The organism is Sinorhizobium sp. CCBAU 05631, from assembly GCF_002288505.1.
GTDB lineage: Bacteria > Pseudomonadota > Alphaproteobacteria > Rhizobiales > Rhizobiaceae > Sinorhizobium > Sinorhizobium fredii_C.
Genome location: NZ_CP023063.1, coordinates 2504302 through 2529015 on the forward strand (window position 1 = coordinate 2504302; position 24714 = coordinate 2529015).

26 protein-coding genes are annotated in these 24714 nt (G+C 63.0%); 3 read left to right on the forward strand and 23 right to left on the reverse strand.

The features are described from left to right. Nucleotides 1-31: 31 nt before the first annotated feature. The 11 genes from SS05631_RS12315 to SS05631_RS12365 form a co-directional block, all read right to left on the reverse strand. Complete coding sequence (locus SS05631_RS12315) at nt 32-1021, reverse strand: beta-ketoacyl-ACP synthase III (protein WP_037414577.1); 990 nt, start codon at nt 1019-1021, stop codon at nt 32-34. After that, nucleotides 1018-2286, reverse strand: coding sequence for an adenosylmethionine--8-amino-7-oxononanoate transaminase (locus SS05631_RS12320; RefSeq protein ID WP_037414575.1), 1269 nt, complete (start codon nt 2284-2286; stop codon nt 1018-1020). Before SS05631_RS12320 ends, SS05631_RS12315 begins: the two co-directional genes overlap by 4 nt. Continuing rightward, the gene (gene bioD / locus SS05631_RS12325; RefSeq protein ID WP_037414573.1) at nt 2283-2921 is read right to left on the reverse strand and encodes a dethiobiotin synthase; all 639 of its coding nucleotides are present in this window, start codon (nt 2919-2921) and stop codon (nt 2283-2285) included. The genes SS05631_RS12320 and bioD overlap by 4 nt, the downstream gene beginning before the upstream one ends. Then, nucleotides 2921-4063 carry an 8-amino-7-oxononanoate synthase gene (locus SS05631_RS12330; protein WP_037414572.1) on the reverse strand — a complete coding sequence of 381 codons (1143 nt, stop codon included), beginning with the start codon at nt 4061-4063 and terminating at the stop codon, nt 2921-2923. The genes bioD and SS05631_RS12330 overlap by 1 nt, the downstream gene beginning before the upstream one ends. Next, the gene (bioB, locus tag SS05631_RS12335) at nt 4060-5037 is read right to left on the reverse strand and encodes a biotin synthase BioB (RefSeq protein WP_050988176.1); all 978 of its coding nucleotides are present in this window, start codon (nt 5035-5037) and stop codon (nt 4060-4062) included. Before bioB ends, SS05631_RS12330 begins: the two co-directional genes overlap by 4 nt. Nucleotides 5038-5299: 262 nt before the next feature. Then, the gene (locus SS05631_RS12340) at nt 5300-6418 is read right to left on the reverse strand and encodes a branched-chain amino acid ABC transporter substrate-binding protein (RefSeq protein WP_037414568.1); all 1119 of its coding nucleotides are present in this window, start codon (nt 6416-6418) and stop codon (nt 5300-5302) included. A gap of 116 nt (nt 6419-6534) precedes the next feature. Beyond that, nucleotides 6535-6879 (reverse strand): DUF6867 family protein, encoded by a 345-nt coding sequence (locus SS05631_RS12345; protein WP_037414566.1) that lies wholly within the window; start codon nt 6877-6879, stop codon nt 6535-6537. 21 nt (nt 6880-6900) lie between these two features. Next, nucleotides 6901-7626: an ABC transporter ATP-binding protein gene (locus tag SS05631_RS12350; protein ID WP_037414564.1), complete on the reverse strand. Its 726-nt coding sequence runs from the start codon at nt 7624-7626 to the stop codon at nt 6901-6903. Beyond that, nucleotides 7623-8510, reverse strand: a complete 888-nt coding sequence (locus SS05631_RS12355) for an ABC transporter ATP-binding protein (RefSeq protein ID WP_037414563.1) — start codon at nt 8508-8510, stop codon at nt 7623-7625. The genes SS05631_RS12350 and SS05631_RS12355 overlap by 4 nt, the downstream gene beginning before the upstream one ends. Then, the gene (gene livM, locus SS05631_RS12360) at nt 8510-9895 is read right to left on the reverse strand and encodes a high-affinity branched-chain amino acid ABC transporter permease LivM (RefSeq protein ID WP_037414561.1); all 1386 of its coding nucleotides are present in this window, start codon (nt 9893-9895) and stop codon (nt 8510-8512) included. Before livM ends, SS05631_RS12355 begins: the two co-directional genes overlap by 1 nt. A gap of 4 nt (nt 9896-9899) precedes the next feature. Beyond that, on the reverse strand, nt 9900-10802 hold the full coding sequence (locus SS05631_RS12365) for a branched-chain amino acid ABC transporter permease (RefSeq protein ID WP_037414559.1): 903 nt from the start codon (nt 10800-10802) through the stop codon (nt 9900-9902). A gap of 383 nt (nt 10803-11185) precedes the next feature. Here SS05631_RS12365 and cysQ point away from each other — a divergent pair, with 383 nt between their 5' ends. After that, nucleotides 11186-11959, forward strand: a complete 774-nt coding sequence (cysQ, locus tag SS05631_RS12370; RefSeq protein ID WP_095677986.1) for a 3'(2'),5'-bisphosphate nucleotidase CysQ — start codon at nt 11186-11188, stop codon at nt 11957-11959. Between the two features lie 8 nt (nt 11960-11967). Here cysQ and SS05631_RS12375 read toward each other — a convergent pair whose 3' ends face one another. Both SS05631_RS12375 and SS05631_RS12380 read right to left on the reverse strand, forming a co-directional pair. Then, nucleotides 11968-12351, reverse strand: a complete 384-nt coding sequence (locus tag SS05631_RS12375) for a response regulator (RefSeq protein WP_037414548.1) — start codon at nt 12349-12351, stop codon at nt 11968-11970. A 123-nt stretch (nt 12352-12474) separates the two neighbouring features. Next, nucleotides 12475-13227, reverse strand: a complete 753-nt coding sequence (locus SS05631_RS12380) for a Crp/Fnr family transcriptional regulator (RefSeq protein WP_037414546.1) — start codon at nt 13225-13227, stop codon at nt 12475-12477. A 152-nt stretch (nt 13228-13379) separates the two neighbouring features. On the opposite strand from SS05631_RS12380, the gene SS05631_RS12385 reads away from it, so the two are divergent. Together SS05631_RS12385 and SS05631_RS12390 are read left to right on the forward strand one after the other, a co-directional pair. Then, nucleotides 13380-14240 carry an SDR family NAD(P)-dependent oxidoreductase gene (locus SS05631_RS12385; RefSeq protein WP_037414544.1) on the forward strand — a complete coding sequence of 287 codons (861 nt, stop codon included), beginning with the start codon at nt 13380-13382 and terminating at the stop codon, nt 14238-14240. Nucleotides 14241-14308: 68 nt separating this feature from the next. After that, nucleotides 14309-15865, forward strand: coding sequence for a VOC family protein (locus SS05631_RS12390; protein ID WP_037414542.1), 1557 nt, complete (start codon nt 14309-14311; stop codon nt 15863-15865). A 15-nt stretch (nt 15866-15880) separates the two neighbouring features. On the opposite strand, the gene SS05631_RS12395 is transcribed toward SS05631_RS12390, so the two are convergent. From SS05631_RS12395 to SS05631_RS12440, 10 genes are all read right to left on the reverse strand, one after another. Continuing rightward, a complete protein-coding gene (locus SS05631_RS12395) occupies nt 15881-16447 on the reverse strand; it encodes an NADPH-dependent FMN reductase (RefSeq protein WP_037414541.1) in 567 nt (188 codons plus the stop codon). A 138-nt stretch (nt 16448-16585) separates the two neighbouring features. Next, entirely contained in the window at nt 16586-17539 is a 954-nt protein-coding gene (locus SS05631_RS12400; protein WP_037414539.1) for a ring-cleaving dioxygenase, read from the reverse strand. A gap of 107 nt (nt 17540-17646) precedes the next feature. After that, nucleotides 17647-18426: a carbon-nitrogen hydrolase family protein gene (locus SS05631_RS12405; RefSeq protein ID WP_037414537.1), complete on the reverse strand. Its 780-nt coding sequence runs from the start codon at nt 18424-18426 to the stop codon at nt 17647-17649. Further along, entirely contained in the window at nt 18423-19223 is an 801-nt protein-coding gene (locus tag SS05631_RS12410; protein WP_037414535.1) for an ABC transporter permease, read from the reverse strand. The genes SS05631_RS12405 and SS05631_RS12410 overlap by 4 nt, the downstream gene beginning before the upstream one ends. Beyond that, a complete protein-coding gene (locus SS05631_RS12415) occupies nt 19220-20074 on the reverse strand; it encodes an ABC transporter permease (protein WP_037414533.1) in 855 nt (284 codons plus the stop codon). The genes SS05631_RS12410 and SS05631_RS12415 overlap by 4 nt, the downstream gene beginning before the upstream one ends. Then, nucleotides 20071-21108, reverse strand: coding sequence for an ABC transporter ATP-binding protein (locus SS05631_RS12420; protein ID WP_037414531.1), 1038 nt, complete (start codon nt 21106-21108; stop codon nt 20071-20073). Before SS05631_RS12420 ends, SS05631_RS12415 begins: the two co-directional genes overlap by 4 nt. Nucleotides 21109-21300: 192 nt before the next feature. Continuing rightward, complete coding sequence (locus tag SS05631_RS12425) at nt 21301-22380, reverse strand: ABC transporter substrate-binding protein (protein ID WP_037414529.1); 1080 nt, start codon at nt 22378-22380, stop codon at nt 21301-21303. A gap of 72 nt (nt 22381-22452) precedes the next feature. Beyond that, nucleotides 22453-23100, reverse strand: a complete 648-nt coding sequence (locus SS05631_RS12430; protein ID WP_037414527.1) for an amino acid ABC transporter permease — start codon at nt 23098-23100, stop codon at nt 22453-22455. Next, nucleotides 23097-23765, reverse strand: coding sequence for an amino acid ABC transporter permease (locus SS05631_RS12435; protein WP_037414525.1), 669 nt, complete (start codon nt 23763-23765; stop codon nt 23097-23099). Before SS05631_RS12435 ends, SS05631_RS12430 begins: the two co-directional genes overlap by 4 nt. Nucleotides 23766-23836: 71 nt before the next feature. Beyond that, nucleotides 23837-24631 carry a transporter substrate-binding domain-containing protein gene (locus tag SS05631_RS12440; RefSeq protein ID WP_037414523.1) on the reverse strand — a complete coding sequence of 265 codons (795 nt, stop codon included), beginning with the start codon at nt 24629-24631 and terminating at the stop codon, nt 23837-23839. Nucleotides 24632-24714: the final 83 nt, after the last annotated feature.

Here is a 24714-nt window from a genome sequence, read left to right on the forward strand (position 1 = left end):
CTTGGAGCGGGGTGCAGCAGACTGCAGTTTCTTAGATACCGAGGAGCACGGCCCCTCCGGTCAGCCCCGCGCCCGCCCCGGTGAGCAACAGCCTTTCTCCGGGAACGAAGGCCTTGGCCCTGTGTGCAAGTGAAAGCGACAGCGGAATCGTCGCGGCCGACGAGTTCCCGTACTCCTCGATGGTGCGCACGGTCCTGGACGGATCGATGCCGAGATTGGCGCAAACCGCATCGAAGATCCGGACATTCGCCTGATGCGGCACGAAGCGGCCGACCTCCGCGGGGCCGATGCCCGCGGCGGCGAGCGCGCGAGCGGCGCAGGCCGTCATCATCTCCACCGCACGGACGAACACCTCCCGCGCGTCGCGCATGGTCATCAGCACGTCCTCCGCCGGCATATCCGGCGCAAAGGGCCGGCTGCTGCCGCCGACGGCAATGGTGATCAGATCGTAGCGGCTTCCGTCTGACGCGAGGTCGATGCCGAGCACGCCCTTCTGGGGATCGTGCGAGGGCGCGACGACGACTGCGCCGGCAGCGTCCGCGAAGAGAACGGCACTTGCCCGCTCAGCCGGGTTGATGCGCCGGCTCAGGATGTTGGCGGCAACGACAAGGACCGGCTTGCCCTGCGTGCGGACGAACCCGTCGGCGAGCGTCAGCGCGTAGAGGAAGCCCGAGCAGGCGCCGGCCAGATCGATCGCACCGGAATTGCCAAGCCTGAGGCGATGGGCGAGCAACGGTGCCGAGGGCGGCAGCAGGTGATCGGGCGTTGATGTGGCGAGCAGCGTCAAGGCGATGTCGCCGCGCGCGATAGCCGCATCCTCGAGTGCCGCCTCCCCGGCCTTCGCCGCAAGACCGGTCAGCGTCTCTCCGGGCTCGACCCAGCGTCGTGCCCGGATGCCCGTCCGCCGTTCGATCCAGCCCGATTCAAGGCCGAGTTTCGCTTCGATTTCGGCGTTCTCGACGCGCCGCGTCGGCACGGCGTGGCCAAATCCGGCAAGGCGGGATGACCGGACGATGCTCATAGCCGCCCCCTCGCGAAGGCAAACGCAGCCTCGTCGATCGCGTCATAGGCCCGATCGAGATCCGCATCGGCGATGCAATAGGGCGGTATCAGATAGATGACATTGCCGAGCGGCCGGATGAGCAGCCTGCGCTGGCGGAAGAAAGCCCTGAGCCGCGGCCCGACATCGGCCAGGTAGCCCCCCGCCGGCACGCAAAGGTCGAGCGCGGCGATCGTACCTGCCTGACGTACATTGCGGAAGCGCGGATCGGCCGCGAAGCGCTTCAGATGTCGCCGTTGCTTCGCGGCAAGCGCTTCGATGCGCCCGCCGACCGGCTCCTCCTTCCACACAGCGAGATTGGCGACGGCCGCGGCGCAGGCGATCGGATTGGCGGTATAGGAGCTCGAATGAAAGAATGTTCGGCGCCGGTCCGGTGAAAGATGCGCGTCGAATATCTCCGCCGTGCAAAGGGTTGCCGCGAGCGGAAGCGCACCCCCGGTCAAGCCCTTTGACGTGCACAGGAAGTCGGGCGCGATCCCCGCCTGCTCGCAGGCAAAGAGAGTTCCGGTGCGGCCCCAGCCGGTCATCACCTCGTCGGCAATCAGCAGAATGCCGTGCTGTTCGGCGATCCGCTTCAGTTCGGTCAGCGCGAAGGCCGGATAGATCTTCATCCCGCCGGCCCCGAGAACCAGCGGCTCGACGATGAGCGCCGCCACCTGGCCGGAAGCGCAAAAGTGCTCGAAAGCGTCGAGCGTCTCCTGTTCGCGGCCGGGCTCCGGAAACGGCAGGCGGTCGACGGCGAAAAGAAGCGGCTCGTAGGCCGAATTGAAAACGCCGCGCTCGCCGGCCGACATCGTGCCGATCGTGTCGCCGTGATAGCTGTGCTCCATCACGCAGATGCGGCTACGCGGCGCGCCGATATTGTGGAAATAGCCGATCGCCATCTTCAGCGCTACCTCCACGGCGGTCGAGCCGCTGTCGGAATAAAAGACGTGCTTCAAGCCGGCGGGCGCGATCTCGATCAGGCCGCTCGCCAGTTCCTCCGCCGGCGCATGAGTGTACTCGGCAAAGATCACCTGGTCGTAGCTTTCAACGGCGCGCCGGATCGCCTCCATGATCGCCGGGTGCCGATGGCCGTGGGTGATCACCCACCAGGACGAGATCGCATCGACAATGTGCGAGTCCTCCTCGTCGATCAGATAGGCGCCCTCGGTGCGGACGATGCGCTTCATCGCCGGCTCCAGCGCATGCTGGGTGAAGGGGTGCCAGACCGGAGAGGCGCTCATGCCAGCGCCTCGCGGAAATCGTCCATATTGAAGCCTTCGCAAAACTTCCGGCGAAGACTATCCGGCGTCAGCGGCGCGAGGTGCGGCAGCCGACCGAGCACCCGAACATGACCCAGTTCCGCGATCGTCCTTTCCGTGTCCGCCTGCTCGTCGCCGATGAAGGCGACGCCGAGAACCGGGATCGAGCGGGCCCGCAGCGCTTCGAGCGACAGCAGCGTGTGATTGATCGTGCCGAGTGCCGTGCGGGCGCAGAGGACAACGGGGATCCGCCAGCGCTGAAAGACGTCGGCGAAGACCGTCCGCTCCGTCAGCGGAACCATGAGCCCGCCAGCCCCCTCGATGACAAGGGGTGCCTCGACCGGAGGGGGCGAGAGGCTTTCCGGCCGGATCGTCACGCCGTCGAGCCTGGCCGAGAGATGCGGCGAGACGGGTGTGGCGAGCCTGTAGGACTCCGGCAGGATGCGGCGAGCCTCTATTCGGCCCAGCCGACGGACCGCTTCGCTGTCCGTTTCGCCGTCGAGCCCAGACTGGACCGGCTTCCAGTAGCAGCCCGAAAGCGCATCGGTGAGTGCGGCGGAAAAGACGGTCTTGCCGACGCAGGTATCCGTGCCGGTGATCACGACGCGGGCTGCCATCATAATTCCTCCGCCATCGCCGTCTTCAGCCGTGCCAGCATCTGCGCAATCGCCTGCCTGTCGACGTTCAGCGTGATCGCGATCCGAAGCCGCGCCGTGCCTTCGGGAACGGTTGGTGGCCGGATCGCGCGGATGTCGAATCCTTCCTCGCGCAGCCGATCGGCGATCTTCACGGCACGGCCATTGTCGCCGATCATCACCGGCAGGATCTGCGATCCGCTGCCTTCGATCCCGGTTGTCGCGGCAAGCGCCGCATTAGCAAAGGCGCGGAGCGCGTCGAATTCGGCGCGACGCTGCGGCTCGTCCGCGGCGATCCGCAATGCCGCGCGAACTGCGGCTGCCGTCAAGGGCGACGGCGCGGTCGAATAGATGAAGCCGCGGGCGCGGTTGAAGAGATAGTCGCAAAGTGTTCCGCTGGCGCAGAGCAACGCGCCGGAGACGCCGAGCGCCTTGCCGCAGGTATGCAGGACGATCACATTCTCTCGGCCCTCGAGCGCCGTCGAAAGGCCGCGGCCGCCGGGACCGAAAACGCCGGTGGCATGCGCCTCGTCGATGACCAGAAAGGCGTCATGCTCTTCGGCGAGCGCCGCAAGCTCCGGGAGCGGCGCCCGATCTCCGTCCATCGAATAGAGGCTTTCAACGGCGATCCACGGGCGTCCCGTTCCGCCAGCACCACGCCATTCCCGAATGGCGTCGGCGAAGGCCCCGACACCATTGTGGCGGACGGCGACCGCCTGCGCACGGCTTGCCGCGATGCCCTCATGGGCGCTCGCATGGATCAACGCGTCGTGGATGATGATGTCGTCGCGCTGCGGCAGGGTCGAAAACAGCGCAACATTGGCCATATAGCCGCTGCCGAAAAAGAGCACTCGTTGCGAACCGAAGAACTCGGCCGCCTCCGCCTCCAGCGCCTCATGCTCGGGATGATTGCCACGCAGCAGTCGCGATCCGCCGGCGCCGACCGGCACGTCCCGGTCGAGGGCGGAGGCGATCGCCTCCTTCAGCCGGGGAGAGCCTGCGAGGCCCAGATAGTCGTTCGAGGTGAAATCAATTCCGGCTCGGGCGACCAGCGCACGCCGCCGCCCCTTTCGCTCCAGTCCTGCCAGGATCTTCTCGTAGCGGCCCAGACGCGCGGCGATCATTCGGCCGGCTCCATCGGCTCCAGTGCCATGGGCTTCAGCCCGAGGCGGCGGAACAGCGCCGCATCGTGATCCTCCCCGGGATTGTCCGCCGTCAACAGCGTCTCGCCGACGAAGATCGAATTCGCCCCGGCGAAGAAACAGAGCGCCTGCATTTCGTCGCTCATGTCGGTCCGGCCGGCGGAAAGGCGAACATGCGATTTCGGCATCAGGATGCGGGCGAGCGCGATCGTCCGGACGAAGTCGATCGGATCGACCGGCGGCGCATCCGCAAGCTTCGACCCGGGGATGGGGATCAGCATGTTGATCGGCACGCTTTCCGGCGCGGCCGGAAGGTTGGCGAGCGTCACCAGCATCGAAATGCGATCATCGACGCTTTCGCCCATGCCCAAGATGCCGCCCGCGCAGACCTTGATGCCCGCCTCGCGGACATTGGCAAGCGTTTCCAGCCGGTCGGCGAAGGTTCGCGTGGTGATGATCTCGCTGTAAAAGCGCTCCGAGGTGTCGACATTGTGGTTGTAGTAATCGAGACCGGCCTCTGCGAGCCGCTCCGTCTGGGCGGGCGACAGCATCCCGAGGGTCATGCAGGTTTCCATCCCGAGCGCCCTGACGCCGCGCACCATGGCGACGATAGCCTCCATGTCGCGCTCCTTCGGGCTGCGCCAGGCCGCTCCCATGCAATAGCGCGTCGCGCCGCCGTCCTTGGCTTTGCGCGCTTCCGCGATCACACGCTCGCCTTCCATCAGCTTCGACGCCTTGAGGCCGGTTGGGTAGTGCGCCGACTGGCTGCAATAGCCGCAATCCTCGGCGCATCCCCCGGTCTTGATCGACAGGAGCCGGCTCATCTGCACCGCATTCGGATCGAAATGCGTGCGATGGATGGACTGCGCACGGAACAGAAGGTCGTTGAAAGGTAAATTATAGATTTTTGTCGCCGCAGCGAGAGTCCAAGCTGTTACATCGGAGCCGGAGCTCATCGAATCCGCTCCGCTCGTTCCCAACGCATCCTGCATTCGCGGCTGTCCCCCTCTGCCTACTGCCATCGATATAGATATAATCGGATTTTATCTATAGTTCGGCGGTTGAGAGGGACGCAACTGCCTATCGATCCTTCCATGCCGTAATTCAGCCGCGCCGGACCGGGCTGCGGCAAATCTCCCGCGTCAGGGATGCTCAAAAAGCAAGGGCCCGGCGCTTCCACGCCGGGCCCTGCTTCGCTGTTAAAGCGTTAGAACGAGACTATTCGTTCTGGAAGTAGCTGTACTTGCCGTCTTCACCCTTCTTCCAGGTGTACATGACGTAGTCCGGGCGGGTGATGTCGCCCTTTTCGTCATAACCGAGTTCGCCGATCGCGGTCTTGAACGGACCCTTCGCCTTGATCGCTTCGGCAACCGCTTGCGGGTCGTTGCCACCGGCGGCCTTGGCGGCATCCGCAATCACCTGCAGCGCTGCGTAGGAATAGAGCGTGTAGGCTTCCGGTTCGAAGCCGGCGGCCCGGAACTTCTCGACGAGTTCCTTCGAAGCCGGGTTCTTGCGCGGATCCGGCGCGAAGGTCATCAGCGTGCCGTCGACGGCGTCACCGGCGATCGAAGCCAGCTCGTTCGAAACGATGCCGTCGCCCGACATGAAGGTTGCCTTCAGGCCCTGGTCCTTCATCTGACGCATGATGAGGCCCGCTTCCGTGTGCAGGCCGCCGTAGTAGACGACCCCAACACCGGCTTCCTTCATCTTAGCGATCAGCGCCGAGAAATCCTTGTCGCCGATGTTGATACCTTCGTAGAGAGCTTCATTGAGGCCCGCTTCGTTCATCGACTTCTTGGTCTCATCGGCAAGACCCTGGCCGTACGGCGTCTTGTCGTGGATGACGGCGATCTTCGCGTCCTTGAAGTTGGCAGCGAGGTAAGCGCCGGCAACTGCACCCTGCTGGTCGTCACGGCCGCAGGTGCGGAACGTGTTCCACATGCCGCGCTCGGTGAACTGCGGGTTGGTCGCGGACGGCGTGATTTCCAGGATGCCGTTCTCGGCATAGACTTCCGATGCCGGAATGGACACGCCGGAGTTGAAGTGGCCAATCACGAACTTCACGCCGTCAGCAACGAATTTGTTGGCGACCGAAATGCCCTGCTTCGGGTCCGAAACGTCGTCGCCGAGGACGAGCTTGATCTGTTCGCCATTGATGCCGCCAGCCGCGTTGATGTCGGCAGCCGCCTGCTCCGCACCTTTCTGGAGCTGAGCGCCGAACGCGGCGTTCGGGCCGGTCAGCGGACCAGCGACGCCGACCAGGAGATCGGCCCATGCGGTGCCGCTGAAGGCCACCATTGCTGTCAGCGCCACAGCCGACAGAAGAGACTTTTTCATTTTGTTACTCCCAAATATTCGAGCGGGTCTCAATTTCATAAGCCTGCGCAATGCCCACCATAATTGCGCCGGTGTTCCTTCGCACCGGCCGCACCCGACCGGCACGCGCTGTTCCCTTATTTGGCCTTCCAGGAGAAAGGCGAGGTCTTCTCGTAGAGCCAGTAGTACATGTTGGCCATTTGCTTGGTCCGGTAGTACCGGTAACCGGCGGTAGCAAACAACAAAAGCACGAGCGTGTCTACGATATAGTACTGCAGGCTGAACATCGTGCCGCCGAAAAGCGCGTGGTGCACAAAGCGGATAGCAAGCCCCAGAAGCGCCACGTAGACGATGAGCCGCGGAACCTCTCCCCAGCTTTCGGCGACGCTCTTGCCGGTGCGCCAGGCGGTCCAGCCGCCGAGGACGCAGGTGATGAACAGAAACTGCCAGATGGAGGCTTCTTCGTAAAGAATTCCCTGCATGTCACTTAACTCCAGCGTGCATCAATGCCGGCCGCCTTCGAGATAGGCCGCACGGACCTCCGGATTGGCGAGCAGGTCCTTGCCCGTTCCGCTCATCGTAACCCGGCCGTTCACCATGACGTAGCCCCGGTCTGAAAGCTTCAGCGCCCCAAAAGCGTTCTGCTCGACCAGGAACACCGTGAGGCCCTCCTGCTTGTTGAGCTTCTTGATCGCCTCGAAAATGCCCTTGACAATCAGTGGCGCAAGGCCGAGCGAAGGTTCGTCGAGCAGCAGCAGCTTCGGCCGCGCCATCAGCGCCCGGCCGATCGACAGCATCTGCTGTTCGCCGCCCGAGAGCGTTCCGCCGCGCTGCGCCTGCCGCTCCTTGAGCCGCGGGAACAGCGTGAAGACCTTTTCCACGTCGTCCTTGAAGTGCTTCAGATTGTCGAGGCTGGCGCCCATCTGCAGATTTTCGAGCACCGTCATGCGCGGGAAGATGCGGCGGCCTTCCGGGGACTGGGCGATCCTGAGACGGGCAATCTCATGGGTCGGCATGCGCGTGATGTCCTGCCCTTCGAAGAAGACCGAACCGGTGCGCGCCTGCGGCTTGCCGCAGATCGTCATCATCAGCGTCGATTTCCCCGCGCCGTTGGCTCCGATCAGCGAAACGATTTCCCCACGATGGACCTCGACATCGACGCCGTTCAGCGCCCGGATATTGCCGTAATAGGTCTCGACGCCTCTCACATTCAGCAGCGGAGCAGTCATTGCGGGGCGCCTCCCTGCTCGCTTCCGATTTCCTCGATCTGTTCGATCACCTCTTCAACCTCTTCGTCCTCGACGCCCAGATAAGCCGCGATGACCCGTGGATCATGCTTCACGAAATCCGGATTGCCGTCGGAAATCTTCTGTCCGTATTCGAGCACCACCACATGGTCGGAAATCTCCATCACCACCGACATGTCGTGCTCGATCAACAGAATGGAGGTACCGGTGTCGCGGCGGATGGTCTGCAACAGGTTGTTGAGAGCGGCCGATTCACGCGGATTGAGGCCCGCAGCCGGCTCGTCGAGGCAAAGCAGTTCCGGTCCGGTGCACATGGCGCGGGCGATTTCGAGGCGCCGCTGCGCACCATAGGGAAGATCGCCAGCCGGATCGTCGGCACGATCGATGAGCGACGCCATCTCGAGCCAGTGGCGGGCGAGATCGATCGACTCCTTGGAAGCCTGGCGGTAGGCCGGAAAGCCGAGCAGGCCGAGCAGGGTGTAGCCGGAAGCCTGCATCAGCTTGTTGTGCTGCGCCACCAGGAGATTTTCGAGCACCGTCAGGCCGGAGAACATCCGGATGTTCTGGAAGGTGCGCGCCACCTTGGCGCGCTTGGTGATCTCGAAATCCGGAAGACGCTCCAGCAGGAACTCATTGCCGGACTTCTGCCGCAGGGTGATCATGCCCATGGTCGGCTTGTAGAAGCCGGTGATGCAGTTGAACACCGTCGTCTTGCCCGCTCCGTTGGGGCCGATGAGCGCCGTGATCTCGCCGCGCTCGGCCTCGAAGGAGAAGTCGTTGATGGCCATGAGACCGCCGAAGCGCATCGACAGGCGCTCGACCTTGAGAATGGGGTCTTTTGTCATTGTATTTGTCTCGAAGGTCATCAGCCGTGCCCTTCCTTGGTGAAGCTGCCGGAGACCGCTCTGCGTTCGCGCAGGAAGGCGGTCGGTTCGCGCGATCCGACGAAGCCGCGTGGCTTCCAGACCATGACGACCACCATGGCAAGCCCGAAGATCAGCATGCGATAGAGTTCAGGCGTGAAGTTCGGCCCGAAGATCATCTTCAGGAAGGTGAGTTCGCGCAGGATCTCCGTACCGCCGATCATCACGACCGCAGCGACGAAGATACCGGTCAACGAACCCATGCCTCCAAGCACGACGATGGCGAGGATGACGGCCGACTCCAGGAAGACGAAGGATTCCGGCGAGACGAAGCCCTGGCGCACCGCGAAGAACGAGCCTGCAAACCCGCCGAACATGGCACCCGTGGCGAACGCCGTCAGCTTGGTCGTGACGGTGTTGATGCCGAGCGAACGGCAGGCGATCTCGTCCTCGCGAAGCGCCTCCCAGGCCCGGCCGATCGGCATGCGGCGCAGCCGGATGGTGACGAAGGCCGTCAGCAGCGCCAGGGCAAGGATCAGGTAGAAGAGGAAGATCTTGTAGTAGGCCGAGGAAATCGGCAGCCCCATCAGCGCCGCGAAGCCGTCCTTCGAAGCATCGAACTTGATGCCGAACAGCGTCGCCTTGGCGATACCCGACACGCCGAACGTTCCCTTGGTGACCTCCGTCCAGTTGATCAGCACGAGGCGGATGATCTCACCGAAGGCAAGCGTCACGATCGCCAGGTAGTCGCCGCGCAGGCGCAGCACCGGGAATCCGAGAATCACGCCCCAGCAGGCGGCGAGGATGCCGGCGACCGGCAGCAGCACCCAGAAGGACAGGCCGAAATAGCTGGAAAGCAGCGCGTAGGAATAGGCACCGACCGCGTAGAAGGCCACATAGCCGAGATCGAGCAGCCCGGCGAGGCCGACGACGATGTTGAGGCCCCAGGCGAGCATCACATAGATCAGGATCTGGATGCCGAAATTGTCCACCCATTTAAGCGAACCCTGGACGCCGAAGAGCGCCATGATGACCGGCGGATAGAGGATGAGCGCAACGATCGCGATCTTCGAAAAGTTGCGGCTGAAGAAGCTCTCCTCCTTCGCCACTTCCGGAACGGCGGCTTTCGCTGCCTTGCGCTGGGCGAACCAGGGCTGCACATAGGCAACCATCAGGAAGCGGCCGACCATGGCGACGACCACGAAGATCGCCAAGAGGCCCCAGCGCTGGTTGAGGATCAGCTCGTTGCGGATGTTCTGGTCGGTCTTGAGGCCGACGAACAGCACGAACAGCCCGAGCGTGATGAGCCCCGAGAAGACAGCCTCGCGCAGGGCCCGCGCCGTCAGCTCACTGCCGGCGCTTGCAGTAGTAGATGCAACATTTGCCATGGAACTATACCTTCTCGACTTCCGGTCGTCCGAGAATACCCGACGGCTTGAAGATCAGGACGATCGCGAGAATGGAGAAGGTCGCGACATCCTTGTAGTCGATTGTGAAATAGGCCGACCACAGTGACTCGATGAGGCCGATCAGCAGTCCGCCGAGAACGGCGCCCGGCAGCGAGCCGATGCCTCCGAGGACGGCGGCGGTAAACGCCTTGACGCCCGGAGCGAAACCGTCGGTGAAGACGACGACGCCGTAATACATGAGATACATGGTGCCGGCGACGGCAGCGAGCGCTGCGCCCATGATGAAGGTCACCGAAATGGTGCGGTCGACGTCGACGCCGAGCAGCGCCGCCATCTTGCTATCCTGCTCGGTGGCCCGCTGGGCCCGGCCGAGCGGCGTCCGGTTGACGATATACCAGAAGACGGAAAGCAGGATCGCGGTGATGACGACGATGATGATCTGCTTCAGAGAGACGGTGATCCCGAACAGGTCGTAGACCGACGAGACGAGCGGCGGGATCGGCTTGTTGCGCGGACCCTGTGTCACCTGGATGAAGTTCGACAGCACGATCGACATGCCGATCGCGGTGATCAGCGGCGCCAGTCGGAACGAACCGCGCAGCGGCCGGTAAGCTACCCGCTCGATCGTCCAGTTCCAAAGCGCCGCCGTCAGCATGCCGACGATCATCATAAGCAAAAGCGCCAGTACAACCGGTATGCCTGCCATGAATGTCGTGAGAAGCAAGAACACAATCAAAGCGGCAAAGCCGCCCAGCATGAATATATCGCCGTGGGCGAAGTTGATCATGCCGATGATGCCGTAGACCATGGTATAACCGATCGCGATCATACCATAAATAGACCCAAGCGTCAGCCCGTTGACGAGCTGCTGGATGAAATACTCCATCAATCTTCCCCTGGACCGGATCCTGTTGGTCCGATCTCTTTTTATTAGTTTTCCTTCATGAGCGTGCTCTCAGAGGATTTCATACCTCTTTCAAGCGAAAATGAAAGTCAAAAATTGCGTGGCCCGCAGATTCTTCCGCTATAAAATCGATTTGACGTTTTTCCTGCCAGAAAAATCAAAAAATTTGCAGCTCTCGCTGCGAAAACAATCAGTTTTCGCCCGGAAACCGGAAAAACGCGAACGCCGGCGGTATTAACCCATGACGAAAGAGCATGACTTTATCGGCGGTAGTTTACAGTTGATGTGGCCCAACAGATCGTGGTTTAGAACCGACGGCCACTCGCAAGGATTGCCGCCCTATATGACCTTGGAGCAGGGGAACGATGCTGGAGATTTTGGAACGATCGGCGCTTGCGGCCGGGCGGGCGATCATGGAAATCTACAATGCCGGACCGGCCGTGACCTACAAGCCGGACACCTCGCCGGTGACCGACGCGGATCACCGCGCCGAGCGCATCATCCTCGACGAGCTTGCCGCCGCCTTTCCAGACATACCGGTCATCGCCGAGGAAGCCGTCGCCGCCGGGCACGTCCCGGACATTGCCGGCAAGCGGTTCTTTCTCGTCGACCCGCTCGATGGCACCAAGGAATTCGTCGAGCACAATGATCATTTCACAGTCAACATCGCGCTCATTGAAAATGGGCTTCCCGCCGCGGGTGTCGTCCATGCGCCTGCCCTTGGGGTGATCCATGCAGCAAGTGGCGGAATGGCACGAAAGGCGCCGGTCGAAGACGGCCGGATTGGACACTGGCAGCCTATCGGCTGCCGCCCCTGCGGCGGCCGACCGGTCGCGCTGATCAGCCGCTGGCACAACAGCGCCGAAACGCTCGCCCACCTCGCTGAAAACGGCATCAGTGATTACGAGGCTGTCGGCTCGTCGCTGAAATTCTGCCTGCTCGCCGAGGGCAAGGCCGATGTCTATCCTCGCTTCAGCCGCACGATGGAGTGGGATACGGCCGCCGGCGATGCGATTCTCCGGGCGGCGGGCGGCGAAACGCTGGTCATCGACGGCCGGCCGCTCGCCTATGGGAAGCGCAACCAGCCGAACGACTGCGACTTCGCCAATCCCTGGTTCGTCGCGCGCGGCAGGGTGTGATTCTCCGCTTAAGGACTTTCCGGGCGAAAAGCGGCCGCGATGAGACTGCTGAGACTGCCTTCGCTGAAGGGTTTTTCGATCCGCGGAATATCGCGGAGATGGCCGGGCAGAGCCAGCAAATCACCGTAGCCGCTGGTAAATCCGAAATGGATCCCCCGCGCCATCAGCGATTCGGCAACGGCGAAGCTTGTCTCGTCGCCGAGATTGATATCGAGAATGGCGAAGTCGACCGGATGTGCCGAGACGATCTCCATCGCCTTTTCGACGCTGTTGGCGATGTGCACGCTCTTGACGCCGAGCGCACTGAGGATTTCTCCCATATCCATGGCGATGAGGAAATTATCCTCGAGAACGAGGACCGATTCGATGGCCGGCGAAATCTGACTTGTCATCTACTAGCATCCCTCGGTCTCCTCGTTCTGCCGAGAACCGACCACTTCGCGCACGCTAGGCCAGACGGACAGACGTGGCATTTAAAAAAGACATATCGCGCTCTTCGAACGAATTATTCGGCGTCAAATCAGCGGCCTCTTCAGTTCCCTCAGTCCCTCCCATCCCGCTAGTGACAACAGGCCGTCGATCTCCAGGACATTGCACCCTCCCTCGGCCCAACGGATAAGCTTGAGCGCGGCTAGTTTCCTGAGGGTCTTGTTGGTGTGGACGATCGACAGGCCGAGCGTGTCGGCAAGATGTTGCTGGGTGATGGGAATGACGCCGCGGCCGCCACGGAAAAGCTCCAGCGTCTCAGCCCTCTGATAGAGAAAAGCAACGAGATAGGCCGCCCGTTCGAGCGCGGAACGCCGGCCGATGCTCAAGAGGTTCTCGTCCAGAATGCGCTCCTCGCGGGCCGCGATCCAGGTCAGGTCATAGGCGAGTTCGGGATAGCCCCGGTAGAGCTCGCCGAGCCTGCTTCGCTTGAACACGCACAGGGTGACCGGCGAGAGCGCCTCGATCGAGTGCTGCATCTCGCCCATGAGGCTGCCCTGCAATCCGACGATGTCGCCCGGCATCACATAGTTCAGGATCTGGCGGCGACCGTCGTCGAGCATTTTGTAGCGGAACCCCCAGCCGGAAAGCACGGTGAAGAGATGCGCGCTCGTCTCGCCCTCGGAAAGGATCGTCCCGCCGCTTTCGACCGTTTGCTCGCCCATCTTGAAGTCGGACACGAAGGCGAGTTCCTCAGGCGTGAAAGGGCGGAACGCGTCGAGCGGCCGCAGGGGACAGTCCTGACAGGGTATGCCTTTGCCGAACTTGCCTTCAACAGCCATGGAAATCTCGCGGGGAGGATGAACGCACACACTCAGCGACCGGCCAGGCGGGAGGTTGTTTCGAAAAAGTGTCGGCAGCCATCCCTCATGGACTTGTGCGCCGCCAGGCCCTATCTCTCGTCGATCGTCCGTCGTAAGCAGGATTGTGAACCATGTTGTCCTTTTCCGCCATCGCCAAAAACAACGTCGCCGTTATCACCGGCTCCGCCTCCGGCATCGGGCTTGCCGCCGCAAGACGTTTCGCCGATCGCGGCATGAAGGTCGTGCTTGCCGATCTCGCCGGCGAACGGCTGCAGGCGGCCGCGGCGGAAGTGGCGAAGCTTGCCCCGGGCGGGGCGGCGGACGTCGCTGCAATTGCCACGGACGTCTCCCGGGCCGACGAGCTCGTCGCCCTGGCGCGAGCGACGCATGAGCGGTTCGGCCATGTGCATGTGCTGATGAACAATGCCGGCATTCAGCCCGGCAGCTCGATGTTCGGCCCGTTGGAGAACTGGGAATCGGTGCTCGGCGTCAATCTGTGGGGCGTGATCAACGGCTCGCGCATTTTCGCACCCGCCATGATCGCCCACGGCGAGCCGGCGCTGATCATCAATACCGGCTCCAAACAGGGAATCACCACGCCGCCCGGAGACCCGGCCTACAATGTCTCGAAGGCGGGCGTGAAGGTCTTCACCGAGGCGCTGCAGCACGAGTTGCGCAACACCGAGAACTGCCAGGTCAACGCGCATCTGCTGATCCCCGGCTTCGTCTACACGGCGCTGACGGCGCATGGCCGCACCGAAAAGCCGGCCGGCGCCTGGACGCCGGAACAGACAGTCGATTTCATGCTGGAGAGCCTCGCCCGCGGCGATTTCTACATCCTCTGCCCCGACAATGAAGTCGAAAGGTCCACCGACGAAAAGCGCATCCTGTGGGCGGCCGGCGACATCGTCGAGAACCGCCCTCCCCTTTCCCGTTGGCACCCGGACCACGGCGAGGCGTTCCGCTCCTTCCTCACCGGAAATCGGGATTGATCCGCATCCCGGCTTGATCGATCCTTTGGCAATGAAGCGCCCCAACGGTGGCAAGGAGGGCTAATACTGTGACCAGCGGCATTCACCACATCACGCTGATCAGCCGCAGGGTTCAGGCGAATGTCGATTTCTATGTCGGATTCCTCGGCCTGCACCTCGTCAAGCGAACCGGCGGCTTCGAGGATCCCAATCAGTTGCACCTCTTCTACGGCGATGCGTCGGGCTCGCCCGGCTCGCTCGTCTCCTTCCTGATATGGGAGGATGGCTCGCCGGGGCGCGTCGGCTCCGGCCAACCGAGCGAGATCGCCTTCGCCGTCCCAACGCAGAGCATCGGCTTTTGGCTGACGCGCGCCCTGCGGTTCAACATCCAGGCGACCGGTCCGGCGCAGGAGTTCGGCGAACCGGTGCTGCGGCTCAAGGATCCGGACGGGGTGATCGTCAAGCTGGTCGGCACCGACGCGCTCGCCGAGCCCGCCCCCTGGGCAAGCCGCGACATCCCGGAGTCGGATTCGATCCGGCGCCTGCGCGGAGCCACCGTGCTGACCGAAAAGCCGAAGGAAACGGCGCATTTTCTCCAGAGCCATTTCGGCTATCGGGAGGCCGCCGCGACGGAGACGATCCATCGCCTCGTCTCCTCATCCGGCGATGTCATCGACGTGCGTGACGCAACCGGCTTCTGGGCTGCGGCACCCGGGACCGGGACGATCGATCACATCGCCTTTCGCGCCCCGGACGAGGCGACCGTGCTCGCCGTGCGCGCCGATCTCGAACAGGAACACGCCGGCGCCACCAACGCCCATGATCGGAAATATTTCTTCTCGCTCTATGTGCGCGAGCCCGGCGGCTCGCTTTACGAGCTTGCCACCGACGGCCCCGGCTTTGCGGTCGATGAACTTCCTGACGCGCTCGGTTCAAAACTCTTCCTGCCGCCGCATTTGAGCAGCGATCCCGCCGCGACGCTGGTCCGGCTGCCGCAATTCGCGCTTCCCGATGAGCCGCGGCTGACGCTCCGTGACCTGCCCTTTATCCACCGCTTTCATCATCCGGAGCGGATGAACGAGCGGACCTTTGTGCTGCTGCATGGCAGCGGCGGTAACGAGACCGACATGCTCCCCTTCGGCCATCAGCTCGATCCGCGCGCGACGCTGATCGGCGTGCGCGGCCGCAGCACCGAGGAAGGGTTTCCCCGCTGGTTTCGCCGCCTGTCGATGACCACCTTCGACCAGCGCGACATCCGCTCGGAAGCGGAAGCCTTCGCCGCTTTCGTCGACGAGGCGCGCGAGGCCTACGGGCTTGATCTCGCAAGGACCGTGTTCATCGGCTATTCGAACGGCGCCAATCTGCTCGCGGCCGTCATGCTCCTTCACCCGGGCGCCATCAGGAATGCGGTGCTGATGCGGGCCATGGCGGCCCTCGAGGATGCACCGAGGGCCGACCTCGCGGGCACGAACGCCTTGATGCTGACCGGCAAGGACGACATCTACGGCAGACACGCGCCGCAGTTGAAGGCGGAACTGCGGGAAAGCGGCGCGAATTTCGAGGCGGTCGACCTCGACACCGGACACGGCATCGGCCCGGAAGACGTCGCCGTCATTCGTCCTTGGCTCGCGGAACGAGGGCTATAATCCCAGCGGGCGCAGCTACCGATGCGCCTTCACCGTCGCCGCATATTCCGCAAAGGCCTGAACGAAGGCGCGCAGTCGCTCGCGGGTTTCCTCATCTGTCAATTGCGCTTCACTGTCGAAAACGGTGCGGGCTTTCGGCACCATCAGCCGCTTGCCCGACCAAAGCTCGGCACCAAGCGTCCGAATCACCGGGAGCCAGGCATTCTGGCTGAGAATGGTTCCGAAATTCCCCGGCGAGGCGCCGGCGAGCGCGAAGGGACGTCCGCCGAACACCTTGCCAATGTCGGCGGCCGGGCGGCTCAGCCAATCGACGGCATTTTTGAGAACGCCGGGCACGGAGTTGTTGTATTCCGGCGTGAAGAGAATGACGCCGTCCGCCGCGATGATCCGCTGTTTCAGCGCCTCTACCGGAGCCGGCACGCCGCTCTCCGCCTCGACATCCCCGTCATACAGCGGAATGCCGTGCAGCGTTGCGGCCTCGAACTCGACCTCCTCTGGTGCGACCGCCTTCGCGGCCGTAAGCAGTCCGGTGTTGAAGGAAGCCTTGCGCAGGCTTCCCGATATGCCGAGTAGTTTCGTCATCGCTATGTGTAACCTTTCAATCTGTTCGGTTGCGCATCCTGGTTGCCAAGCAAACTAGGCGTGAGGCGGCGAAAGGAAAGCCGGCGATCGCACCGGCTTCGCTTGTTCGGCGACCAATACAAGAACGGGCGCGCCACGCTATTCCAGCGGCTTAAGCCGCGCCTCGATCTGCGCCCGCTTCGGCTCCAGGAAGGGCGGCAGCGATAGGCTCTCCCCGAGCGACTCCAAGGGCTCGTCGACGGCAAAGCCGGGGCCATCTGTGGCGATCTCGAACAGGATGCCGTTCGGCTCGCGGAAATAGAGCGAACGGAAATAAAAGCGCTCCACCTCGCCGCTCGAGGGCAGATGGAAGGCCTTCAGCCTCTCCGTCCACTGGTGCAGATGGTCGACATCCGGCGCGCGGAAGGCGACGTGGTGGACGGCGCCGGCTCCCTGCCGGGCGATCGGCAGGCCCGGCTGGACCGCGACATGGAGTTCGGCACCCGCCCCGCCCTCGCCCATCGAGAACACATGCACCTTGCCGTTTCCGTCCGGCGAGGGATAGTGGCGCACCTCGCGCATGTTCATGACATGGGTGAGCACGAGCGCCGTATTGGTGATATCCGGTACGCTGATGGTGATCGGCCCGAGACCCCTGATCTGGTGCTCGGCCGTGACCGGACTCCTTTCCCACGGATGCGAAGGCGTGAGTCCGCCGTCGTCCACCAGCCGGAACCGCTGGCCCTCGCCGTCCTCGAAATCGAGAGACATCCGGCCATCGATTTCGCCGATTTCGCCTGACGACACTTCGAGCTCGTCGAAGCGCCGCTTCCACCATTCGACGCTTTGCGCACCGCCGACGCGCAGCCCGGTGCGCGAGATGCTGTGCGTCCCGCGCCCTTCCGGTCCGACCGGCCAGTCGAAAAAGGTCAGATCCGAGCCCGGCGTCGCCTTACCGTCGGCGTAGAAGAGATGGTAGGCCGAGGTGTCGTCCTGGTTGACGGTCTTCTTGACGAGCCGCAGCCCCAGCACTTTCGTGTAGAAGCGCAAATTTTCCGGCGCATTCGCGGTAATCGCCGTCAAGTGGTGAATACCTGTCAGTTGCAAGCTCATGATTGCCCTCCTGAGGCCTTCCGTTGACCCGAATATCGGCCTCCGGCCAAGCGTTCTGCAAGTGGGACGGCTCGAACGGATTGTTCCCTGCCAGAGAACGATCGAAATCAGACCCGTCTGAGGTCCTTGAGGTAGTTATTCTCCGCCCGCGAAATGGCAAAGGCCTGCGGGTCGATTTCCGCGAAGATCACCGTTTCGTCGGCGGAATTGGCTTTCGCCATGACCTGTCCGTCAGGCGATGCGATGCAGGAAAGACCGGCGAAGGAGAACATCGCGTCCGAGCCGCAATGGTTGACATAGGCGACGAAGACCTGGTTCTCGAAGGCCCGGGTCTGAATCATGTGATCGGTTATGAAGGTGCCCGACCAGCCGGCCGGCAGCGCCGTCGGCACCAACACGGCATCGGTCCCGGCCGCTGCCAGGCGCCGGACATTTTCCGGGAATTCGACATCGTAGCAGATCAGCATGCCGCAGGTGACGCCGCGATGCTCGAAGAGGCGCGTCGAGGGCTCCGCCGGCGTAAACAGCGATCGCTCGTAGTCACCATAGAGATGCGATTTCCGGTAAACCGTCGGCGCGGCGTCCCCGTCTACATGGACGGCGCTGTTGTAGACGGCCGCGCCTTCGCGCTCGGCAAAGCCGGCGATGATGGCGATTCCGGCGTCACGCGAGATCCGCCGCAAGGCTTCAACGGTCGATCCGTCGGCAGGCTCGGCGAGCGCCCGGATATCCTCACCCGCGCCGTAACCGGTAATCCCGAGTTCGGGCGTCACCAGCAATGTCGCCCCCTTGGCCGCAGACTCGGAAGCCGCGCCTTCGATACGGGCGAGATTGGCGGCGATATCGCCGCCGACGCTTTTCATCTGCAGGGCCGCGAGCTTCATCATTTTTGATCGGATGCCATGGCGCCGAGCAGCTTCGGTAGATCGCCGAAGCGGGCGACGAGACCGAAGATGAGCGCCGCCGTCGAAACGAAGAGGACCGTCACCGAAGCCATGGTCGGCGTGTAGCCATAGCGCAGCGCGTTGAAGATCTTAATCGGCAGCGTCTCCATCGTGAACCCAACTGTCATATAGGCGACAATATATTCGTTGAGCGACAGCACGAAGGCGAAGGCGTAGCCCGAGACGATATAGGGCAGGATCAGCGGCAGCACCACGGTACGGAAAATGGTGCGCTCGTCGGCGCCCATCGTCGCGGCGGCCTCGACCAGCGAGCGATCGATCGAGGTGAAGCCGAGCGACAACGTCACCAGCGGCAAGGTCACGAAGAAGATCGCGTGGCTGACCACCGCCGTCCACGGCTGACCGTAGAAGCCGGCGGTCGCCCAGAAGGTCAAGAGGCCGAGCGCCGTGATCACCGGCGGCAGCGTGAAGGGGGCGACACCGAGGAGCTGGAAAATATTCGCCCAGGGCGCCACCCGCCGCCACAGGAACCAGGCGAGCGGCAGGGCGATCGCGACGGCAAGTGCCGCCGAAAGGACCGCAAGCGTCACCGAGGCGAAAAGCGCGTTTCGCCATTCCGTGTTCATGAAGATCTCCCCATACCAGGAGGTCGAAAAGCCTTCGGGCGGAAAGGCGAGGGTCTGCTTCTGGTTGACCGAGACGCCGGCGACGACGATCAGCGGCAGCGCCAGGAAAAGGGCGATCAGGAAGAAATAGAACTTGCGGAAAACGGATGTCATGCCGCCTCTCCTTTGCGTCCGGCGATCACGGTGAGCGCCACCAGCCCCAGCGTCACCAAGACGAGGAACACGGCCATGGCGGCGGCGAAGGGCATGTTCGACTGGTAGATCGCCTGATCGGTGATCAACACCGAGAGCGTCCAGTGCTGCGGCCGGCCGAGAAGCTGCGGCAGCAGATAGGAGCCGAGCGCGAAGATGAACACCATGATCAGCGTCGCGACGATGGTGTTCCTGAGCGCCGGCACGACGACCGTGAAGAAGGCCTTGAGCGGCGAGGCACCGAGCGTGCGGGCTGCCTCGGTCAGGGTCGGATCGAGGCGAACAAGCGCCGGAAACAGGACCAGCACCGTATAGGGAAAGGCCTGGTAGACCATTCCGGTCAGCACCGCCGCGAAGCTCGGCGTCAAAGCCTTGGCCTCCCCCATCAGGCCGAGCGCGACGAGAATATTGGTGATGCCGGCGGTGCGCGAGAAGAGCGTCGACCAGGCAAAGCCGATGATCACCTCGGAGAGCGAGAGGATAGAGAGCAGCGCGACCAGCCAGACGATCTGCACGCGGCGTGCCATGCGCGTCAGCAGATAGGTGAATGGCAGCGCCAGCACCACGCAGCAGATGGCGACGGCGATCGCCATCATCAGCGAGAAGCCGAGCACGCCGCCGAAGAAGGCCGAAAGGAAGCGCTCGTAATTGTCGAAGACGAAGGCCGGCGTGTAGAAGCCGCCCTGCTGGCGCTGGAAGAAGCTGACGGCGATCATCGTGCCGAACGGCACGACGAAGAAGATGGTGAGCATCGCCGCGGGGAAAAGGAGCGGCGAATAATCGCCAAGGGTCTGGGGCGGTTCGCGCCTCATTTGCGCAGCACCACGCAGACATCCGGCGTCAGCGCCACGCCGACTTGCTGGCCGACGGAGACCTCCGGCCGGGCGCGCGGCGTCGAGACGGCGACGATCTGGCGGCCGGCGACATCGACGAAGGTCTCGATCGTGCCGCCGAGGTCGCGCACGAAAGTGACGGTGCCGGTCAGCGCCCCGGCCCCTGGTGCGGTCAGATGAACGTCCTCCGGCCGAATCGAGATCGTCGCCTTGGCGGCCCCGGTCGGCAGTTGCAGGCCCGGCACCGGCTGGCCGAGCACGGTCACATGATTGCGGCTATCCGATTCGGCTTCGATGAGGTTGGTCTGGCCGATGAAGTCGGCGACGAAGCTGTCGGCTGGCCGGCGATAGATCTCGATCGGCGAGGCCGCCTGGCGGATTTCGCCGCCGCTCATGACAACCACTGTATCGGCCATGGTCATCGCCTCGCGCTGGTCATGGGTGACGACAATCGTGGTGATGCCGAGCTTCTGCTGCAATTGCCGGAGCTCCACCTGCATCGCCTCGCGCAGCTTCGCGTCGAGTGCCGAGAGCGGCTCGTCGAGCAGGAAGAGCTTCGGCGAGATCGCCAGCGCCCGGGCGATCGCGACACGCTGGCGCTGGCCGCCCGAGAGCTTGGAGACCGGCCGGTCCGAGTAACCGGGAAGATGGATCATCGACAGGAGTTCGTCGACCCGCTTCTTCTGCTCCTCCTTCGGCGCACCGCGGATGCGCAAGGGGTAGGCGATGTTCTCGCCGACCGTCAGATGCGGAAAAAGCGCCAGCGACTGGAACACCATGCCGAGGTTGCGCTTGTGGGTCGGCACGCGGGTGATGTCCTCGCCGTCGAGCCGGATGGCGCCCGCGGTCGGCAGGTCGAGCCCGGCAATCATCCGCAGAAGGGTCGTCTTGCCGCAGCCGGAAGGGCCGAGCATGCAGACGAAGGTGCCGTGCGGCACGGTGAGGTCGACGTCGTTGACGGCCCGGAAGGCCCCGAATTCCTTGACGACGTTCTGAAGGGCAAGTCCCGACATAAGTTCCCCTGCTCTCGCGCCTCATGCGCGGATGCCGGCCGCGCCCCCGTCCAGACGCGGGCGATACGGCACAGCAGCATCTTCAATTTCCGCATAGGTTATCCCCAAAACGCTTGCGGTTTAAGGGATCATGCATCGAGCCATCCAAGCCCGCCCCGGATCTTCAGGGCGGGCGGAGTCTCGTTGCCTGTTTCAGCCGACGATCAGTTCCGTCCACTTCTGGTTCAGCCAATCGGATTTCGTCTGATAGAGATCGTAGCGCGGGACGATCGGCTCGATATCGGACGACACCGCGGCAAATTCCTTGTCCGTCAGGTCGGTCGACTCGCGCTTGACGGTCGGTGAGGTGCCGACCTTGCGCGACAGCGTCGCCTGGATGGCGGGCTGGCACATGTAGTCGATGAAGATGTGCGCCTCCGCCGACTTCTGCGAGGCGCGCGACAGGGCCCAGCAACCGGAATCCTGGATGCCGCCTTCCTTCGGGAAGGTCGAGCGAACGGGGTGGCCGTCTGCAGCGGCAAGGCCGGTGACGTCGTGATAGTACTGGCCCATTGGGATTTCGCCCGACTTCAGCGCCTGCTCGAACTGCGCCTCGTCGCGGTACCAGAGGCGGACATTCGGCTTCACTTCGGCGAGCTTCTCGAACGCCTTCAGGATGCCCTCTTCCGTGTCGAGCGCATTCGTGCCGCCCATGTGGGTCTTGGCGGTCACTTCCAGCAGGAAGGAGTTCGAAACCAGCGCCAGCAGGCCGAGCTTGTCGGCGTTCGCCGGATCCCAGAGGGCTGTCCAGGAGGTCGGCGCCTCCTTGTAGACATTGGTGTTGGTGACGAGCGTAATGTACCAGGAGACCGCCCCGACGCCGGCAACGCGGCCATCCGGATATTTGTTGACGAAGCGGTCGAGAAGGTCCGACGCATGCTTGATCTTCGCCATATCGATCGGCGTCCACAGCTCGGTCGCCTGACCCTTGAGCATCGCGACCTGCGACATCATCGAAACGTCTGCCGGCGCCTGACCGGCACGGGCAGCCTGCTCGAGCTGAACCAGCCAGGCCTCGCCGGTCGGCTCGGCGATCGACTCCACGGCAATCCCGGTTGCCTTGGTAAACTCCGGGAAGATGTTCTTATCGAAGGAGTCCTTGAAGTAGCCGCCATAGACGCCGACCTTCAGCGACTTGTCCTGGGCCCTCAGCACCGCCGGCATTGCCAGCATCGATGCACCGGCAAGCCCCGCCCCCAGCAGCGTGCGGCGCTTGATGGAACTGATGTTCATTGCATGTCTCCTTTGTTTTGACGGCAGTCGCCGCGTTCCCTGTTGTCGTTGATTGCTTACATCTTCTTGGTCTCAATGTGCTGGCGTACGTCGCTCGAGCATTCGCGCATATTGCGTCAGAGGGTAGCACAGCACGAAGAAAATCACCGCGACCAACCCATAGACCGTGAAAGGTTCGAAAGTGGCATTATTGATCGCATTGGCCGTCCTGAGAAGCTCCTCGAATCCGATGATCGAGGTCAGTGCCGTACTCTTGATGAGTTGCACCAGGAACCCAACCACCGGCGGACGGGTGATCGCGAAGGCCTGCGGCAGGATGACGAGACGCAACTCCTGGAGATAGTGGAGGCCAAGGCTCGCACCGGCGTCCCACTGGCCGCGAGGCAACGCTTCGACGCCCCCTCGCCAGATTTCTGCTAGATAAGCGCTGGCGTAGAAAGTGAGTCCAAGGGCTGCGGCCGTCCAGGGCTCGATGCGGAAGCCGAGCATCGGCAGGCCGAAGAACATCAGGAAGAGCTGCATCAGCAGCGGCGTGCCCTGGAAGAGCGCGATGTAGCCGGCACCGAAGCGGCGCAGCCACGGCCGCTTCGATATACGCGCAAAGAGGATCAGCAGCCCGACCGCCGCCCCGCCTGCGAAGGCCACGATTGAGAGCAAGAGTGTCCAGCGCGTTGCGAAAACCAGATTGCGCAGAATGTCCCAAAAGGTGAATTCGATCACGACACACCCGCCCCTAACACCCGCCGGCCGCCGGCGACAAGAAACCGTCTGATCGCCATCGACAGGCCGAGATAGATCATGGTGACCACAAGATAGGTCTCGAAGGAGCGGAAAGTCCGCGCCTGCAGCAGGTCTGCCTCGTGGGCGAGTTCGCGCACGGCGATCTGCGAAACGACCGCCGATTCCAACATCATGATGACGACCTGGCTGGTCAGTGCCGGGAAGATCACCTTGAGTGCCTGAGGAAGGATGATCTTGATGAAGACCTGCCGCTGCTTCAGGCCGAGTGCCAAAGCCGCCTCGCTCTGCCCCTTTGGCACGGCATCGAGACCCGCGCCGACGATCTCGGTCGTGTAGGCGGCCATGTTGAGGGTCATCGCCAGGATCGCCGCGATGACCGGATCGAGGCGAATGCCAATGCTCGGCAAGCCAAAAAAGATGAAGAAAAGCTGTACCAGGAAGGGCGTATTGCGGATCACTTCGACATAGGTCGCCACAGCCTTGCTCAGAAGGTCATAGCGGCTGCGGCGTGCAGCCGCCAGGAGAACGCTGATGAGAATGCCGAGCACCGTCGTGCAGGCGATTAGCAGCAACGTCATGGCAGCGCCGTGAGCGATCGCGCCCATTGCACCATTTAGCCAACCGAAATCGAGGCTGTAGCCCATCGTTGCAACCCTTCCAGAGCGAGCCTGCGGAAAAGGCCTCCGCAGGCCGCCCGTGCCTTAGCGTGAGCGGCTTAGTCCTTTAGGTTGTCGGGGTTGAGCGGCGTTTTCAGCCATGTCTGCGAGCTTTGGTCCAATTTGCCGTTCGCGAGCATCTTGGCGACTGTCTCGTTGACCGATTGCTTCAGGCGTTCCTCGTTCTTGTTGAGGCCGATATGCGAGGGTGAGGTCAGCAGCTGAAACTTCTGTTCCGGCTTCAAGGCCTCCTGCCGCGCGAGAACCTGTGCGCCGACGTCATTACCGACGACCATCAGCTGCGTCTGGCCGGAGATGAAGGCCTGAATAACCGCATTGTAGTTGTCGAAGCGTTGAATGTTGGCAGAGGCCGGTGCAGCCTCGGTCAGCGACGTGTCCTCCAGCGTTCCGCGATTGACGGCGATCGTCTTGTCGGCGAGATCGTCCTTGCCGGCGACCTTGAGTTCGGCCGGACCGATGACGGCAATGTAGTAGGGCGCGTAGGCGGCCGCGAAGTCGATAACCTCGGCACGCTCCTTCGAGTAGCCGACGCTCATCAGGATATCGACGCGCTTGTCATTGAGATAGGGAATGCGGTTCTGGCCGGTCACGCTGACGAGATTGAGCTTCACGCCGAGCGCATCGGCGATCTGCTGCGCCACGTCGACGTCATAGCCTTTGATGCTCATATCGGCGCTGGCCGACGAGAACGGTGGGAAATCCGAGAAGATGCCGACATTGATCTGGCCTGCGGCCTTGATGTCGTCGACGGCATCGGCATGCGCCATTCCAGCCGCGGCACCGATCATCAGTGCGGCGGCAAATACTGCTTTCAGCTTGGTTTGGATTGTCATCTTTGTTCCCCAATCTGGAAGTTTGTCTGCTCAGGATGGTCCTGCCACCGCTTCCAGTTCGGCGGCAGAACCGGTTTCAAGGA

Bases quoted from the DNA above. Each gene is read 5' to 3' on its own strand.
- SS05631_RS12315 (WP_037414577.1), bottom strand. From the start codon at position 1,021: ATGAGCATCGTCCGGTCATCCCGCCTTGCCGGATTTGGCCACGCCGTG.
- SS05631_RS12320 (WP_037414575.1), bottom strand. From the start codon at position 2,286: ATGAGCGCCTCTCCGGTCTGGCACCCCTTCACCCAGCATGCGCTGGAG.
- bioD (WP_037414573.1), bottom strand. From the start codon at position 2,921: ATGGCAGCCCGCGTCGTGATCACCGGCACGGATACCTGCGTCGGCAAG.
- SS05631_RS12330 (WP_037414572.1), bottom strand. From the start codon at position 4,063: ATGATCGCCGCGCGTCTGGGCCGCTACGAGAAGATCCTGGCAGGACTG.
- bioB (WP_050988176.1), bottom strand. From the start codon at position 5,037: ATGAGCTCCGGCTCCGATGTAACAGCTTGGACTCTCGCTGCGGCGACA.
- SS05631_RS12340 (WP_037414568.1), bottom strand. From the start codon at position 6,418: ATGAAAAAGTCTCTTCTGTCGGCTGTGGCGCTGACAGCAATGGTGGCC.
- SS05631_RS12345 (WP_037414566.1), bottom strand. From the start codon at position 6,879: ATGCAGGGAATTCTTTACGAAGAAGCCTCCATCTGGCAGTTTCTGTTC.
- SS05631_RS12350 (WP_037414564.1), bottom strand. From the start codon at position 7,626: ATGACTGCTCCGCTGCTGAATGTGAGAGGCGTCGAGACCTATTACGGC.
- SS05631_RS12355 (WP_037414563.1), bottom strand. From the start codon at position 8,510: ATGACCTTCGAGACAAATACAATGACAAAAGACCCCATTCTCAAGGTC.
- livM (WP_037414561.1), bottom strand. From the start codon at position 9,895: ATGGCAAATGTTGCATCTACTACTGCAAGCGCCGGCAGTGAGCTGACG.
- SS05631_RS12365 (WP_037414559.1), bottom strand. From the start codon at position 10,802: ATGGAGTATTTCATCCAGCAGCTCGTCAACGGGCTGACGCTTGGGTCT.
- cysQ (WP_095677986.1), top strand. From the start codon at position 11,186: ATGCTGGAGATTTTGGAACGATCGGCGCTTGCGGCCGGGCGGGCGATC.
- SS05631_RS12375 (WP_037414548.1), bottom strand. From the start codon at position 12,351: ATGACAAGTCAGATTTCGCCGGCCATCGAATCGGTCCTCGTTCTCGAG.
- SS05631_RS12380 (WP_037414546.1), bottom strand. From the start codon at position 13,227: ATGGCTGTTGAAGGCAAGTTCGGCAAAGGCATACCCTGTCAGGACTGT.
- SS05631_RS12385 (WP_037414544.1), top strand. From the start codon at position 13,380: ATGTTGTCCTTTTCCGCCATCGCCAAAAACAACGTCGCCGTTATCACC.
- SS05631_RS12395 (WP_037414541.1), bottom strand. From the start codon at position 16,447: ATGACGAAACTACTCGGCATATCGGGAAGCCTGCGCAAGGCTTCCTTC.
- SS05631_RS12400 (WP_037414539.1), bottom strand. From the start codon at position 17,539: ATGAGCTTGCAACTGACAGGTATTCACCACTTGACGGCGATTACCGCG.
- SS05631_RS12405 (WP_037414537.1), bottom strand. From the start codon at position 18,426: ATGATGAAGCTCGCGGCCCTGCAGATGAAAAGCGTCGGCGGCGATATC.
- SS05631_RS12410 (WP_037414535.1), bottom strand. From the start codon at position 19,223: ATGACATCCGTTTTCCGCAAGTTCTATTTCTTCCTGATCGCCCTTTTC.
- SS05631_RS12415 (WP_037414533.1), bottom strand. From the start codon at position 20,074: ATGAGGCGCGAACCGCCCCAGACCCTTGGCGATTATTCGCCGCTCCTT.
- SS05631_RS12420 (WP_037414531.1), bottom strand. From the start codon at position 21,108: ATGTCGGGACTTGCCCTTCAGAACGTCGTCAAGGAATTCGGGGCCTTC.
- SS05631_RS12425 (WP_037414529.1), bottom strand. From the start codon at position 22,380: ATGAACATCAGTTCCATCAAGCGCCGCACGCTGCTGGGGGCGGGGCTT.
- SS05631_RS12435 (WP_037414525.1), bottom strand. From the start codon at position 23,765: ATGGGCTACAGCCTCGATTTCGGTTGGCTAAATGGTGCAATGGGCGCG.
- SS05631_RS12440 (WP_037414523.1), bottom strand. From the start codon at position 24,631: ATGACAATCCAAACCAAGCTGAAAGCAGTATTTGCCGCCGCACTGATG.